General features: G+C 63.1%; 12 protein-coding genes. All 12 read right to left on the reverse strand.

The features are described 5' to 3' along the window. Positions 1 to 9 precede the first annotated feature (9 nt). The 12 genes from MIN45_RS11325 to MIN45_RS11380 are packed head-to-tail and all read right to left on the reverse strand — an operon-like array spanning position 10 to position 14,599. The gene (locus tag MIN45_RS11325) at positions 10 to 1,089 is read right to left on the reverse strand and encodes a glycosyltransferase family 4 protein (RefSeq protein ID WP_286292356.1); all 1,080 of its coding nucleotides are present in this window, start codon (positions 1,087 to 1,089) and stop codon (positions 10 to 12) included. Continuing rightward, on the reverse strand, positions 1,073 to 2,287 hold the full coding sequence (locus MIN45_RS11330) for a TIGR04063 family PEP-CTERM/XrtA system glycosyltransferase (protein WP_286292357.1): 1,215 nt from the start codon (positions 2,285 to 2,287) through the stop codon (positions 1,073 to 1,075). The genes MIN45_RS11325 and MIN45_RS11330 overlap by 17 nt, the downstream gene beginning before the upstream one ends. Beyond that, on the reverse strand, positions 2,284 to 4,164 hold the full coding sequence (locus MIN45_RS11335; RefSeq protein ID WP_286292358.1) for an XrtA/PEP-CTERM system amidotransferase: 1,881 nt from the start codon (positions 4,162 to 4,164) through the stop codon (positions 2,284 to 2,286). The genes MIN45_RS11330 and MIN45_RS11335 overlap by 4 nt, the downstream gene beginning before the upstream one ends. Then, positions 4,164 to 5,333, reverse strand: a complete 1,170-nt coding sequence (locus tag MIN45_RS11340; RefSeq protein ID WP_286292359.1) for a DUF2334 domain-containing protein — start codon at positions 5,331 to 5,333, stop codon at positions 4,164 to 4,166. The genes MIN45_RS11335 and MIN45_RS11340 overlap by 1 nt, the downstream gene beginning before the upstream one ends. Then, positions 5,321 to 6,469 carry a TIGR03088 family PEP-CTERM/XrtA system glycosyltransferase gene (locus tag MIN45_RS11345; protein WP_286292360.1) on the reverse strand — a complete coding sequence of 383 codons (1,149 nt, stop codon included), beginning with the start codon at positions 6,467 to 6,469 and terminating at the stop codon, positions 5,321 to 5,323. The genes MIN45_RS11340 and MIN45_RS11345 overlap by 13 nt, the downstream gene beginning before the upstream one ends. Beyond that, the gene (gene xrtA, locus MIN45_RS11350; RefSeq protein WP_286292361.1) at positions 6,459 to 7,997 is read right to left on the reverse strand and encodes an exosortase A; all 1,539 of its coding nucleotides are present in this window, start codon (positions 7,995 to 7,997) and stop codon (positions 6,459 to 6,461) included. The genes MIN45_RS11345 and xrtA overlap by 11 nt, the downstream gene beginning before the upstream one ends. A 5-nt stretch (positions 7,998 to 8,002) precedes the next feature. Beyond that, the gene (locus MIN45_RS11355; RefSeq protein WP_286292362.1) at positions 8,003 to 9,199 is read right to left on the reverse strand and encodes a TIGR03087 family PEP-CTERM/XrtA system glycosyltransferase; all 1,197 of its coding nucleotides are present in this window, start codon (positions 9,197 to 9,199) and stop codon (positions 8,003 to 8,005) included. After that, a complete protein-coding gene (locus tag MIN45_RS11360) occupies positions 9,199 to 10,221 on the reverse strand; it encodes a FemAB family XrtA/PEP-CTERM system-associated protein (protein WP_286292363.1) in 1,023 nt (340 codons plus the stop codon). Before MIN45_RS11360 ends, MIN45_RS11355 begins: the two co-directional genes overlap by 1 nt. Then, entirely contained in the window at positions 10,211 to 11,059 is an 849-nt protein-coding gene (locus tag MIN45_RS11365) for an XrtA system polysaccharide deacetylase (protein WP_286292364.1), read from the reverse strand. Before MIN45_RS11365 ends, MIN45_RS11360 begins: the two co-directional genes overlap by 11 nt. Continuing rightward, positions 11,056 to 12,159: a non-hydrolyzing UDP-N-acetylglucosamine 2-epimerase gene (wecB, locus tag MIN45_RS11370; RefSeq protein ID WP_286292365.1), complete on the reverse strand. Its 1,104-nt coding sequence runs from the start codon at positions 12,157 to 12,159 to the stop codon at positions 11,056 to 11,058. Before wecB ends, MIN45_RS11365 begins: the two co-directional genes overlap by 4 nt. Further along, positions 12,156 to 13,280: an XrtA/PEP-CTERM system-associated ATPase gene (locus tag MIN45_RS11375; RefSeq protein ID WP_286292366.1), complete on the reverse strand. Its 1,125-nt coding sequence runs from the start codon at positions 13,278 to 13,280 to the stop codon at positions 12,156 to 12,158. The genes wecB and MIN45_RS11375 overlap by 4 nt, the downstream gene beginning before the upstream one ends. Before the next feature lie 2 nt (positions 13,281 to 13,282). Further along, complete coding sequence (locus MIN45_RS11380; protein ID WP_286292367.1) at positions 13,283 to 14,599, reverse strand: TIGR03016 family PEP-CTERM system-associated outer membrane protein; 1,317 nt, start codon at positions 14,597 to 14,599, stop codon at positions 13,283 to 13,285. Positions 14,600 to 14,683: the final 84 nt, after the last annotated feature.

Here is a 14,683-nt window from a genome sequence, read left to right on the forward strand (position 1 = left end):
GCGGTGGCCTCAGAATGCCTCCGTGTAACAGGTTATCCACTGCCCGATCACTGCCTTCCAGGTATGGTCCTTCTCAATTTTCTTCCGCCCGGCAGTGATCAGACGTCTGCGAAGATCATCGTCCTTCAATAAACGCCGTACCGCCGCCGCCATCGCTCGATGATCGTCTACGGGAACCAACAACGCTGTTTCCCCATGTTTCACCAGGTACGGTACACCACCGGCATCGGTGGTTACGATCGGCACACCTGCTGCCATTGCCTCCAGTAACGCATTCGGCGCATTATCCACCCGACTGGGATTCAATAGCACATGGGCACGCCGATACAGAACAGCGATCTCTTCCGGTGTCAGCCGCCCCGTGAAGGTTACCCGCTCATCAACACCCAGTCTCTGGGCCAATTCCTCCAAAACCGGCCTTTCGGGCCCGCTGCCCGCGATCCAGAGTCTTGCTTTTGGATATTCCTGCAAAAGCGTCGAAAAAGCCTTGAGCGCAATCGGGATACCATAGATAGGCTCAAGATTACGCGCGACCAGAAAATGGGGCCCCTCTCCATCGTCTAATGGTTCAGCATCACGAAAGCGGTCTGTATCAACGGCATTGGGAATAATCGCCACCTGAACGCCGAAATGGGAGAAGACAGACTGCAGATAGCCGGACGGGACTACAATACGCTGACATCGTTTCAGCGTCGGCGCCACCCAGCGAAAAGAACGTCGAAAAAAATTCTCCGCCTCCCCTCCCCGGTAATTGAGCACGACCGTACAACCGCGCAGAGAAGCAATCCAGATGGCCGGTGCCGCGAAAAGATGCCAGGACCAACCGGAATTTCCCATTACGTGGAATAAACGCCGACGCCCAGCAACCTGCCAAAGACTCCAGACATAAGGCACCAACCGAAAGAAAGCACGCAATACGGGTATTCTCCCCACCCATCTGGGACGATAAGGCACATTGGTTGGCACTAACTCCACATCGATTCCCTTGGCCTGGAGCCGATCCGCCAATTGCTGAGTTTGGTTGGCCATCCCACCATAGGGTGGCGGCAATGGCCCAACCAACGCCATTTCTTTAATGGGCCGGGTCATACAAGCGTTCGTAGAGGGGACGGTAACGGGCCACGCTGCTCTCCCAGGTGCGCTGCTCGGTGACGAAACGCCGGGCGGCGGCCAGCACTTCCGGCCAGCGGTCCTGGTGTACCAGCACCCGGACGACCGTCTCCACCAGGGATTCGGCCCGGCCGGCCCGGAACAGGAACCCGGTCTTTCCGTCCTGGATCAGCTCCCGGTGGCCGCCGACGTCCGAGGCCACCACCAGGCGGCCCCGCGCCATCGCCTCAAGCGGTTTGAGGGGCGTCACCAGCTCGGTCAGGCGCATCGGCAGGCGGGGATAGACGAAGATATCCACCAGGTTGTAATAGCGCGGCACCTGGTCGTGGGGCACGCGGCCGGTGAAGACGACCTTGCCGTTCAGGCCACACTGTTCCACCTGTGCCCGCAGCGCCGCCTCCTCCGGCCCGCCGCCGACCAGCAGCAGACGCACGCGTTCGTCGTACCGCAGCAGATCCGGCAACGCCTGGATCGCCAGGCTCAAACCCTCGTAGGCATAGAAGGAACCGATGAAGCCCAGCACGCACTTTCCCGTCAGCCCCAGGGAACGCTGCAGCTCGGGATCGGGCTCGGCGCCGAAGGTGAAACGGCCGGGATCGACGGCGTTGGGAATCACCGTCACCTTGGCTTCGGGAATCCCGCGGGCGACGATGTCCGATTTCAGCCCCTCGCAGATGGTGGTCACCGCATCCGCATGGCGGAACACATAGGTTTCCAGCGCCCGGGTCAGGCGGTAACGAAGACTGCCTTCCGTGGTGGTGCCGTGGTCCACGGCAGCGTCCTCCCAGAAGGCACGGCATTCATAGACCAGCGGCAGACCGTGCCTGCGGGCGGCGCGGAGGGCGGCCAGGCCATTGAGCGCCGGGGAGTGGGCGTGGAGAATGTCCGGCCTCAGCTCGGGAATCAGCGCCTCTAGACGTCGCTCCAGCGCCCGGACCACAGCCAGCTGGTCGAGCACCGGCATCCTCGCAGTCCAGCCTGTCGGTGGCGGGGTGCGGTGAAACGTAAAGCCGTCGACCGTCTCGACCAGCCCCTTCGCTCCCTGATGTTTGGGCGACGTCAGGTGGCAGGTCTCCCATCCCAGGGCCCGCTGCTGTTCCAGAATCGCCCGGGTACGGAAGGTGTAACCGCTGTGGAGGGGAATGGAATGGTCCAGGATATGGAGAATCCGCATCATTGCCGCCGCAGGAAGGATTCGAACATCAACAGCGACCAGATCGGCGCGCTGTAGTCACGCAGTCCCTGCTGGTGCTGCTCCACCATCGTTTTGAGAAAGCCGGGATCGAACCAGCCCGAGTCGAGCATCGCCGGCCCCAGCAGGGATTGGCGAACCTTGTCCCGCAGCGGCCCTCTAAACCAGGCCGCCAGGGGTACGGCGAAGCCCATCTTGGGCCGGTAGAGGACGCTTTCGGGCAGGTATGGCTCCAGTGCCTTCTTGAAGACGTACTTTCCCTCCCGGCCGCGGAGCTTGAACTGCGGCGGCAGGGTGGCGGCCCACTCCACCAGGGGGTGGTCGAGAATCGGCACCCGCACCTCCAGGGAATGGGCCATGCTGGCCCGGTCCACCTTGGTGAGAATGTCGCCGGGAAGATAGGTCTTGAGATCCAGGTACTGGACGCAAGAAAGCGGATGATCCGGGGCGTTTTCGCCGTGGCGGTGCAACACCTCGACGGCGTGGTAGCCCTGTAGTTCGGACTTGAAGCGGTCGCTGTAAAGCTGCCGGCGCAGGCCGTCCCCCATCACCGATACGCTGTGAAAGTACCCCGCCAGGGAATCGCGTCCCAGGGATTCGAAGGTGGTCTTGGCGCGCAGGATCTTCGGTGCCCAATCGAGCTTGGGATAGACCCGCCCCAGGAAACCGAACAGGGGTCTGCGGATGGCACCGGGGATCAGCGCCCGCATTCGCTCCTCGTACACGTGCCAGCGGTAGCGGCGGTAGCCAGCGAAGGTCTCGTCGCCGCCGTCGCCGGACAGGGCCACGGTGACCTGCTCCCGCGCCAACCCGCAGACCCGGTAGGTGGGCAGGGCCGAGCTGTCGGCGTAGGGCTCGTCGTAAAGGCCGGCCAGGCGGTCGATTAAGGAGAAATCGTCGGGATCGACTTCGCGGACCCGGTGGCGGGCGTGGTAACGCGCTGCCACCTCGCAGGCGAATTCCACCTCGTTGAACTTGGGATCGCCGAAGGAGATGGAACAGGCATCCACCGGCTCGTCCATGAGCTGCGCCATCATCACCACCACCGCGCTGGAATCCACCCCGCCGGAGAGGAACGCCCCCAGGGGTACGTCGGCAATCAGACGCACGTCCACCGCCTCGCGCAGCCGTTCTATCAGACCCTCGCAAGCGGCGGCCTCGTCGACGCCGGCGGCGGTGGAAAAGCGAACGTCCCAGTAGCGCTCAGGACGGACCGGCTCCCCCCGGCGGACGAGCAGCCGTTCCCCCGGGGCCAGCTTGTGCACCCCCTGGTAGATGGTCCTGGGATCGGGCACGTAGCCGTAGGCGAAGTATTCCTCCAGCGCCCGGGGATCGACCCTGCGCGGCAGCCCCGGATGCAGCTGCAGGGCCTTGAGTTCGGAGGCGAAGGCGAACCAGCCGTCCTCCAGGGTGGCGTAATAGAGCGGCTTGATGCCGAGGCGGTCGCGGGCCAGAAACAGGCGCTGGTCATCCTCGTCCCAGATGGCGAAGGCGAACATGCCGCGCAGGCGTTCGACGCAGGCCGGTCCCCAGGCTTTCCAGGCGTAGAGGATGACCTCGGTGTCGCAGCGGGTCCGGAAACGATGACCCAATCCTTCCAATTCCCGACGCAATTGCGGAAAATTGTAGACCTCACCGTTGTAGGTGATCACCGTGCGGCCGTCGGCGCTGACCATGGGCTGGGCCCCGCTCTCCAGATCGATGATCGCCAGGCGCCGATGCCCCAGCCCCAGACCGGGACGCACCTCCAGGCCGCTGCCGTCGGGGCCGCGGTGGATCTGGCTGTCGTTCATCCGTTGCAGCAGGGCGCGGTCCACCTCGCGCCTGCCCTCCAGATCCATCATGCCGACGATGCCGCACATCAAACCGTCTCCTTTCGATACCACCGATTGAACAGATAGGCCATCATCCAGCCACCACTGACGGCCAGAAGGACCGCAGAACGAAGATAGGGCCCGTCTCTGGCGATCTTGAAAACCAGCAACAGGGTCATGATCCCAACCACCACCACGAAACCATATGGCAAGCGAGAACGGTGCCTCCAGCCCATCCACCCACCGACAAGAAGACCCAATCCCCAAATACCGCCATAAAATCCCCCAAGCGCGACAACCTGCATCTGCCACAAACGTTCGGCATCTTCGGTGTCGTAGTAAATTCCTACTTGCGGACGCAGCGCCGGGAAAGGCAACAACCCCCTTCGTTCCCAGACAGAACTACGCAAACGGGCGTTGGCATGCAGCCGTTTCCCATCCAATCGTTTCTCCGAAATCGCTTTTGCAAGAGACGCCCAGGTGACCTGTCGCAGCACATCATCAAGCATTCGGAAAAAATCCGGCAAGGTCAGGGTATGGGCACCGTGACGCCTGCGAAATTGCGGCAGGCTTTCCCCACTTTCCTGAAAGTCGTAAGGGTGCATGGTCACGACAATCAGCCCCCTGTCAACGTGGTTTCGCACAGCCTCTTCCACCACTTGCAACAGTTTCTGTGGATAGGTCGTTCCAGGAAGAAACTGCAGCATTGGCGCTTTCGGACCGCCAAGTCCCGCCGAGATCAAAGAAAACTCCTGGCGCTGCAGTGCCACCAGCGTGGCGGCATCGTAACTGTTATAAGGCGGAATGAAAAAGCGGATTGGATGCTTGAGCACCGATTGCAGATACTGCTTGCCGGCAGCGATCATGGCCTCCTGGTCCGCCAGGGGAAGATGGGAAAACTCCGAGTTCCCCGGCCCCGGATAAATATTGTTGGGGCGGTGCCGATACCCGTGCAGTGCGGGCAGGATACGCCCAGTTTCCACCCACTCTGCCACCAGCGACCATTTGCTTCGTTCGATAATACCCTTTTGATCGGAGAATGGGATGATACCCACCAGTACCTGACCACCCCGTTGGGCGACCCCGGAAAACAGGTGTTTTTCCAATCTGGTGTCGCTCTGCAGAGACAGATCGTCATACCGCAGAACCAGCCCCAGCTTTGCCTGCAACAGCGATGTCCAGGATAACAGGCCCAGCAGCAAAATTACCTGCAACACGGCCTCTGCCTTTCGTAAAGTCGTTGATAATCGGTCAGCATTCGTTCTAGACTGTAGGCGTGATGAACCCGTTCCGTTCCGGCACGGCCATGGCATACACGTAAATCAGGATCGTTCAGGTAGACAACCAGCGTCTGTGCCAAGGTGATAGGATCGGCGGGGGAAATCAAAGCGCCTGTCCCTCCCTCCACCACCAGCTCCGGATTCCCCCCCACCCTCGTAGCCACCACCGGCAGCCCGGTTGCCATAGCCTCGAGGATGGTGTTGGAGATGCCCTCAGCCCGCGAGGGCAGGACGAAGACGTCCAGGCCGCGCAGAATCTGCGGGATGTCGTCGCGTTCCCCAGGAAGCCAGGCCAGATCCCCCACCCCTGCCTGCGCCAGCAGGCTCTCGCATTCCGCCCGCAAGGGGCCGTCTCCCACCATCACCAGGCGTGCGTTCCGGCGCAGGTCCGGCCTTTTTTCCAGCAGTTCGATGAAAGCCCGCGCCAGGGTGGTCTGGTCCTTGACGCCGTGCATCCGCCCCACGGTGCCGATGAGGAGCAGTTCCGGGCCGGTAAAGGGGCAGCCGGGAATCGGTTCCCTCCCATCGGCCGGGGGATGGAAAACGGTCGTGTCGACGCCATTGCAGATGCGGGTGATCTTTTCCCTGGGAACCCCGATTCGGGTGATCAGGTAATCCTCTAGCTGGCGCGACAGGGGAACGTAGTGGTGGACCAGGGGCCGGAAGGCACGCCGCAGCCACTGGTACTTGCGGCTGTTGCCCTCGGGGTCGAAGACGTCCCAGCCGTGCTCGCCGTGGATCCGCACCGGCACTCCGGCCAGAAACGCCGGCAGCTGGCATTCCAGCGTCGCCAGATTGCGGGTGTGGACGATGGCGGGACGCAGCCTGCGGAACAAATGATAGAGGCGCCGGTACAAGCCCAGGTCCTGCCCTTCCCGCTTGTGCATTTCGTAGATCGCCACGTCGTCCCGACGGATGCGGCAGCGGAAGTCGGTAGCCTCGGTGAGACAGACGATGGCGTGGCGGAATTTCTCTTCCGGCAGATGGTTGATCAGATTGACCAGGCCGTTCTCCAGGCCACCGACCCCGAGGCGGTGGATGACATGGACGATGAGCGGAGGATCAGCCGCCATGGCGCTCACTCTCCTCCAGGCTGCGTTCGATGGCCGGCAGGGCGTCGCGGCTGAACGCCCGCAGCACCGCCCTGGCCTCGGCCGGATCGTCCTCGTATTCCACCGCCATCACCACCCCGGCCGCGTCGTGGGGCCTACCCAGGAGCTTGTCCCGGGCCTCCAGCACCTTGGCCAGGGGATCGTTGACGGTGAAACGGCCGGAAACCCAGTTCCAGCGCCACACCAGCAGCTTCTGACCGAAACGGGACTGCAGCACCCCCTCGCGCACCGAGCCGGCGGCCGAATCGGCCGTATCATGCTCCCAGGGCATCTTCCATATCGGATGCTTCTGGGGAATGAGGACGTTCTGGGAGTTGACCAGCTCCCGCCCCTGGGCCTGGGTGCGGTAGTAGAGCACGTAGACGGCGACCCGGTGACGGCCGTCGCTGTAGACCGCGCTGCGCTTGGCGTCGGGATAGAGATAACGGGGCTCCCAGGAGGTCAGCGACTCGGACACCACCGACCAGTCGTCGATCCGCACCGGCAACTGCAGCTGCACCGGGGCGGTGCGCGCCAGCGTCGCCGCCTGGATCCGGGCGGCCCGCAGCGGCCAGACGGCCGCCACGCCCGCGGCCAGCACGGCGACGCCCAGGGCCGGGCCCCAGCGGAAACGTCCCGCCGCCTCCGCGCTGGGAACGGCTGCCGGCTTGTCATCTCCTTGCTCCGGTGTTTCCCGCCAGAACGAGCCGATCCAGAACATCAGCAACATCACCAGGCCGAAGAACACCCAGCCGTAGATGTAATGGTCCACCCCGAGCGCCAGCTTCATGTCGCTGAGATGGGCGATCATGACGATCATGAACGCCCGCAGGCCATTGGCGATGACCGGAAACACCGTCGCCAGGGCGATGAAGGCTAGCCGCCGCCACAAGCTGCGGTAGTTGAGATAGGCGTAGAGGCAGCCCAGGGTGATCGAGGCGATCAGATAGCGGATGCCGCTGCAGCCCTCCACCACCGACCAGTCCCCGGAAGGGATGCTGAAGAAGGTCCCTTCCCGATAGACCGGAATGCCCACCAGGCGGATCATCGCCACGGTGAAATCGGCGGTGAAGTTCATCAGCGGCGGGATCAGGAACTCCCCCATGGGCACGGCGAAGAACAGGAAACCCAGCGGAAAAGCCATCTCCCAGGCCAACCGCCAGCCAAGCACTGCCCAGACCGCCACGATCAGCATGGCGACGAAAGCCAGCTGCTGCACTACCAGCACGTCCACCACCCGCGCCGTCAGCCAGCCCAGGCCGAGCAGCGCCAACACCGGAAGCGCGCGCCAGTCGGGCCGGGGCTGCAGTTGCCGCAGGCGGTCGCGCTGGCGCCAGATCAGCCACAGACTGATGGGAAAGATCAGAAATCCGTGGGTGAAAGTCTCCGAACGCTCCCAGATGGCCACCATCGAGGCGAAGGTTGGCCAGTACAGCGCGAACAGGGCGGCCAGGACCAGCGCCAGTAGGAAGAGGCCGGATTTCCAGGGATCGGCGGCGAATGGCGGCAAGAGGATCACCTCTCCAGCAGCGTGTGCAGTTTTTCGATGTGCCTGTCCCAACTATAGCGCTTTTCCACGAAGCGGCGGTTGACCTGGGAAAAGCGGGGCAGAAAGTCCGGATTTTCCAGGGACTCGGCCACCCGTGCGGCCATGGTCCCCGGGTCTTCGGCCACTTCCAGGTCGAGCCCCTCCTCCACCGCCAGACCGTCGAGGGCCTGGGGGGATGCGAGCAGGGATTTGGCCATCGCCATGGCCTCGAGCACCTTGTTCTGAATCCCGCGGGCCACCCGCAGGGGCGCGACCGCCAGCCGGGCGTGGGCCAGATAGGGGCGAATATCATCCACCTGGCCGGTGACGACGACCCCCTCGCGCCGCCCCAGAAGGCGCACCGCCTCGGTCGGACGGGCGCCGACGACGTAGAAACGGGCATCCACGTGATGCTGGAGAATACGGGGAAAGACGCGCTCGGCGAACCAGCGCACCGCGTCGATGTTGGGCCAGTAGTCCATCGCTCCGGTGAACACCAGCGCCTGTTCGCCGGGCCGGTAGGGATTGGGAAACTCCCTACCGCCCCGGAAGTAGGCCAGATCGACGCCGTTCTCGACGAAATCCATCTTCTCCGCCACCTCCGGGGCCAGGCGGCGGAACAGTTCCGCCTCGGCCTCGGAGACGAACAGGGAAAGGTCGAAGTCACGGGCCACCCGGCGGTCGTAGGCGAGCAGCTTTTCCGCCTCGCGGCGATAGATCCAGCGGCTCCAAAGCGGCTTGCGCTTGGCGTACTGGCGCCACTTGTCCGAATCCACGTCGACGAAATCGATGAGCTTTCTGACCGGCCAGCCGGCATCGGCGAACTGGGCCATCGCCGAGGAAAACACGAAGACGGTATCGACCGCACCGCGTGTCACCAATTCCCCGGCCCAGCGCCGCAACCTGGCGTTGGCGTAGTACGGCAGGGTCAAAGGATCGCCCGTCGCCAGCCCCTTCAGGCTGCGCAGCCTGGCCATACGGGGGGACAGGGGCAGCAGCAGCGCCTCCTCGCAGTGGTCGCGCACCGCATCAGCGTGGGCCCAGTCGGCCGCGTCGTCCACGAAGGTGCCCAGCCACAGCCGGTGCCGTTGCGACAGGGCCTTGAGCCAGTGGAACGAGCGGATCTTGTCCCCCTTGTTGGGAGGATAGGGAATCCGGTGGACGAGGAACAGCACCTTGGCCATCAGCCCAGATCGCGCGCCAGCCAGGGACCGATCAGCTTGCTCAGCGGCAGCGGCAGCCTCCGCCAGGCGCGGATGAACAGCCGATACTTGGGATTGAGGGGGTTGATGTCGGGCATTTCCCGGGCGCGCACCAGATCGAACTCGTAGTACAGCGGCTCGGGCTCGAAACCCCAGTGCTTCTTGAAGCGGTAGGAGCCGGTGCCCTTCTTGCTGCGGCCGTAGTCGAACATCCGGATCCCCCGCCCCACCGCCCGGCGCATGACCTCCCAGTACATGAAGTCGTTGGCGTATAGGTGGCGCGCATCGGCGGTGCCGCCGCCGTAATAGGGCAGCACCTCGTCGCGGAAGTAGAAGCTCATCACCCCGGCCACCGGCCGGCCCTGGTGCTCCACGATCAGGATCTCGCAGCGGTCGCCGAAGGTCTCCTTCAGGGCCTGGAAATAGCGTTTCGGGAAAACCGGCGTGCCCAGGTTGCGCACGCTTTCGGCATAAACCTCGTACAGACGGTCGATGCCGTCATCGATCACCGAGGTCAGCCCCGCCTTGATTCCTTTGCGGATCATCGCCCGCTGCTTGCGCGGCACCGCCTTGAGATTGGCCTCCGGATCGGAATCGAGCGCCTTGCGGAAGGTGACGTAGAGATCTTTGGTCGGCCTGACCTTGCCCGAGGGCCGGCGCAGACGCCATTCCAGATAGTCGACGCCGAGCGCCTGGGCCTGCTGCAGCGCCTCCGTTTCCAGCCGCTCCCCGATCGAATCGTCATCGGCCAGGACGCCGCCGTAGACGCAGAAAGGGGTGGAGATCAGGGCGTTGGCGAACAGGCGGCTGGCGATGTGGCCCAGCGGCAGTACCCCGGCGATCTTCCCCCCGTCTTCGACATAGCGGTAATGGGTATGGTGGCCCAGGGAATCCTCCAGCACCGCCTGCCAGCCGCTCAGATGGAAGAAGGTCCCTTCGGGGTGGTTTTCCACATAGGCGTCCCACCGCCCGGCTTCCGACGGGGTCAACGGTTCAATGCGCATAGGCGGTCCGATTCAGAAAGACATTGGCGACGGTGTTCCAGGCGAAATCCCGCAGCAGGCGGCGGAGACGGGCTTCCATCCGTCCCAGGTTGAGATAGTGGCGCACGCGGGTCTTGAGTCCCAGCCCTTTGGGCCTGGGCTGGCCGGGATCGATCTCCCAGGGATGGAAGTAGAAGATCGCCGGCTGGCCCTCGCGGTTCACCTGGCGCAGCTGCCAGCGGCTGAAGGCGTACGGATACAGGCGGAAGAATCCCCCCCCGCCGCAGGGCCAGCGTCTGCCGAGAAAATCGCGGGTGGTGATGGGGATTTCCAGCAGCTGCGGGGCCACCTCGGGCCGGAAGGCGAAGCGTGGCGCCTCGGGCATGCCGTAGAGATCGTGTTTGACCGGATAGATGCTGGAACTGTAGCGGAATCCGACCTGCTGCAGGACTTCCAAGGCCCAGAGGTTGTCGCGGCCGATGGAGTAGCTCGCGGCCCGGTAGCCGATCACCGCAACCCCACCGGTGTCCTCGAGCAGTTTCTTGGCGCGGGTGACATCCTCGCGGAAGGCTTCCGAGGTCTGCTCGGTGGCGCGGCGGTGATCGTAACCGTGACAGGCCAGTTCGTGCCCGGCGGCCACGATCTCACGGATCAGCCCCGGGTAACGCTCGGCCACCCAGCCGAGGGTGAAGAAGGTCGCCTTGACTCCGGTTTCGTCGAACAGGGCCAGCACCCGTTCGGTGTTGGCCTGGACCCGGTGGGGCCAGCGGTCCCAGTCCCGGCGGTCGATGTGCGGCTCGAAGGCGGAGACCTGAAAGTAGTCCTCCACGTCCACGCTCATGGCGTTGGTCGGCGTCATCCCCAGTGCCGCTCCAGAACCGTGACGATGCGTTCGGCGGCGCGCCCGTCCCACAGTTCCGGCACCCGGCCCCGCTTGCCGCCGCCGGTGAGCACCTCGTCGGTGCAGCGGCGGATGCGCTCCGGGTCGCGGCCGGCGAGGGTGTTGGTGCCCTCGGTGACGGTGATGGGGCGTTCGGTGTTGTCGCGCAGAGTGATACAGGGAACCCCCAGGGCGGTGGTTTCCTCCTGCAGGCCGCCGGAATCAGTCAGCACCAGACGGGCATCCTTCACCAGCCCCAGCATCTCCAGATAGCCCAGGGGCGGCAGCAGAGTGACGGTCGGGCCTTCCACCCGATCCTGGAGTCCGAAGGTTTCGATCTTCTGCAACGTCCGCGGATGACAGGGGAAGACCAGCGGCAGGCGCCGGCCGATTTCCGCCAGCACGTTCAGCAATCGCACCAGCACGTCCGGGTCGTCAACGTTCGCCGGCCGGTGCAGGGTCACCACCCCGTACTGCGGCGGCAAGGCGCGCCCATGGCGTTGCAGGGTCTGCGCCGCCGGCATCGCCCGTTCGAGCTGGGCCCGGAGGGCGTCGATCATGACGTTGCCGACGAAATAGATACGGGACGGATCGATGCCTTCGGCGGTCAGATTGTCCTTGGCCGAGCGTTCGGTGGTGAACAGCAGGTCGGAGATCTGATCGGTCAGTACCCGGTTGATCTCCTCCGGCATGGTGCGGTCCCGGCTGCGCAGGCCCGCCTCGACGTGGATCAGGGGAATCTGCTTCTTGGCGGCGACCAGACCGCAGGCGATGGTGGAATTGACGTCTCCCACCACCAGCACCGCTTCGGGGGCGGCCTCGTCGAGCACCGGTTCGAAGCGCTGCATGATCTGGCCGGTCTGCCAGGCATGGCTGCCCGATCCCACTTCCAGATCGACATCCGGTTCGGGAATACCGAGCTGGGTGAAAAAGGCATCCTTCATCGCCGCATCGTAATGCTGGCCGGTATGGACCAGGAACGGATGCAACTTGCCACTGTGGCGCAGTTGAGCGTGAATCGGGGCGATCTTCATGAAGTTGGGACGCGCTCCGACGACACAGAGAATGGTAGCGGTCATGCTTCTCCCTCTACCGTACCTTCCTCGGCCGGGTTCTTTTCGGCCTTTGCCGGTGTTTTCCGCTCAGGTTCGGCAAGATCGACGGCATAGACCTCGTCCATATCGAGCTGAAGGAGGATCGCTTTGCGCAGCAGGGCCCGTTCCCGCTGCAGCAAGCCCTGTAATTCCGCCACCCGGGATTCGAGCTTCGCGATGCGCTGTTCCAGATGCGCCACCAGCCCTCCCTGGCTGGCACTGTTGACGATCTGAGTCAACGCCGGGGTATCCGCCGCGCTGGCCTCGTGCGTTGGCGGCAAACTCTCGCCAGTGGGGGATTCTTCACGGATTTCTTCGACCACCGTCTGCACCACTTTGGCATCGATGTCGTGCCGCTCTTCCAGGTAGGCGAACAGCAACAGCCGGTCACAGAGGGAGTTGACGACTCTGGGAATGCCTTTGGTGAAGGCGTGGATTTCCTTGAAAGCCGCTTCGTTGAAGCGTGGATCCTGCTGCCAACCGGCCAGCTTCAGACGGTGGAGGATATAGGCACGGGTTTCCTCCAAGGTCAGGGGACGCAGGTGGTAGGTGGCGATCACTCGCTGGTACACCTGGGTCAGGGCTTCGCTCTGCAGCGTAAGGCGAAATTCGTCCTGCCCCAGCAGAAAGGCCTGGAACAGCGGCCTGCCGTTGACCTCGAAGTTCGACAGCATGCGCAGCTCCTCCAGGGACTGGAGGGGAAGGTTCTGGGCCTCGTCCACCACCAGCAGAACCCGTTTACCCTCCCGCGCCTTTTCCTTGAAGAAGCGTTCAAGATTGCGCAGCAGGGTGGCCTTGTCATCACCGTCGTAGGCCAGCCCGAAGGTGGCGGAGATAATCCGCAGAGTGTCTTCAGCACCCACCTGGGAGGTCACCATCACCCCAGCGACGATGTTTTCCTGGCGCAAGGAGGCGAACAGGGCTTTGACCAGCAGGGTCTTACCCGTCCCTGGCATCCCGGTGACGACCACGAACCCCTCCCCCTGAGCCAAGCCGTAACGCAGATAGGCCAAGGCCCGTTTGTGGACTGGGCTGTTGAAGAAGAATTCTGGGTCCGGAGTCAGTTGAAAAGGCTTTTTGTTCAGACGGAAAAATTGGGTGTACATGGTCAAAATCTCATGTTGATGGCGGCGATGGCCCGATTTTCCCGGTAATCGAAATCGCTGTCCCCGTTCTGACGCTGATGACGATATTCAACGTAGGCGTTGAGGTCTTCGGTAATCCGCCGGTTCAGGCGCAGCGAGGCGGTCCAGTAGATACTACCGTCGTCATCGGCATTGATAGTAGCATCGCCCGTATCCGAACGCTGCCAGGAACCACGAACGTAGAGCGTAGTCCGCCGCCCTCCCTGCCAGCGCCAGGTACCCGACAGCCCCAACACCTTGGATTCATCTTTGCTAACCTGATAGATCCGGCGGGAACGGTACAGACGCAGGGTGACACTGTGACGGGCAAAGTTTCGGGTCACGTTGAGTTCGAAACGCTTGCGCAGAAAAACCTCGTCGACCAGGGCGGGCAGGTCGATCGGAACCAACAAGGGCTGGCGCGTCGCTGGATCGACGATGGGATTGCCGGCGGCATCGACGACCGGAATGACCTGCTGCTGGAGCAGAACCCGCTGGGTGGTAGTGATCTCCTCCAAGTAGCGTCCCTGCCAAGTAGTATGCCTGCCCCGATGTGAGAACGAACCCTGGAACACATCCCCGGTCAGGCTGCCGACGTCGTTGTGGCGGTATGTTCCCTGCAGACGGGTGCGCCGGGTCGGCTCCAGGATCACGGTCGCGAACAAATTGTTGCCGTACCCACCTTCGATCGTCAGCATCCGGCTCGGTGACCAGGTGGCGCCGACAGTATAGAAGAAGCCGTTGTTGTTGTTGTCGGTCGTACTCTGGAAGTCGTTATCGACCCATCCTCCCTGAACGAAGGTGCTGAACTTGCGTCGTAAACGATAGCTGATCCGCCCCACGGCGTTGCGGAAATCCACGTTGGCAGCACCCCTGCGCTCGTCATGCTCGTTGCGGAAGCCGAACTGCCATGTCAGGGTACGAAAACGGCTGCCACTTTGGAGAATGGCGGATTGGGTATAGGTATGCGTGGTCGAAGCCTCCCCTTCGGAAGCAGTGAAGTAATTGTATCCCAGCCGGAATTCGCCTTCGGCATACCCTCCCCAATGAGGGCGCCAGTAGGGACTGACGCCAAAAGTATAAAAATCCGCGCGGTTGCCGGTATTGCTCAGATTGTCACTGAATTGCTGCTGATGAGGATCGATCAGGGTTTGGCCCGTACTGGCCCGAGCCTCGACGAAAACCGAATGCTTGATCACCTCGGCCAACGCATTGGCCTGAAGCTGGTGACGGAGATCGTAACCACGGCCTTTTTGGGTGGAAAAGATATTCTGCATCCGATAGTTGAGATTGAGGTGCACACGCCCCTTCTGATTCGGTCCGAAACTGGCCCGGCCGACACTGCCGGGGCTGATCCCCCCCTGCCCGAAACCGGCGGAACCAAT

This window comes from Methylomarinovum tepidoasis (assembly GCF_030294985.1).
In the GTDB taxonomy this organism is placed as follows: domain Bacteria; phylum Pseudomonadota; class Gammaproteobacteria; order Methylococcales; family Methylothermaceae; genus Methylohalobius; species Methylohalobius tepidoasis.

Bases quoted from the DNA above. Each gene is read 5' to 3' on its own strand.
- MIN45_RS11325 (WP_286292356.1), bottom strand. From the start codon at position 1,089: ATGACCCGGCCCATTAAAGAAATGGCGTTGGTTGGGCCATTGCCGCCA.
- MIN45_RS11330 (WP_286292357.1), bottom strand. From the start codon at position 2,287: ATGATGCGGATTCTCCATATCCTGGACCATTCCATTCCCCTCCACAGC.
- MIN45_RS11335 (WP_286292358.1), bottom strand. From the start codon at position 4,164: ATGTGCGGCATCGTCGGCATGATGGATCTGGAGGGCAGGCGCGAGGTG.
- MIN45_RS11345 (WP_286292360.1), bottom strand. From the start codon at position 6,469: ATGGCGGCTGATCCTCCGCTCATCGTCCATGTCATCCACCGCCTCGGG.
- MIN45_RS11355 (WP_286292362.1), bottom strand. From the start codon at position 9,199: ATGGCCAAGGTGCTGTTCCTCGTCCACCGGATTCCCTATCCTCCCAAC.
- MIN45_RS11360 (WP_286292363.1), bottom strand. From the start codon at position 10,221: ATGCGCATTGAACCGTTGACCCCGTCGGAAGCCGGGCGGTGGGACGCC.
- MIN45_RS11365 (WP_286292364.1), bottom strand. From the start codon at position 11,059: ATGACGCCGACCAACGCCATGAGCGTGGACGTGGAGGACTACTTTCAG.
- wecB (WP_286292365.1), bottom strand. From the start codon at position 12,159: ATGACCGCTACCATTCTCTGTGTCGTCGGAGCGCGTCCCAACTTCATG.
- MIN45_RS11375 (WP_286292366.1), bottom strand. From the start codon at position 13,280: ATGTACACCCAATTTTTCCGTCTGAACAAAAAGCCTTTTCAACTGACT.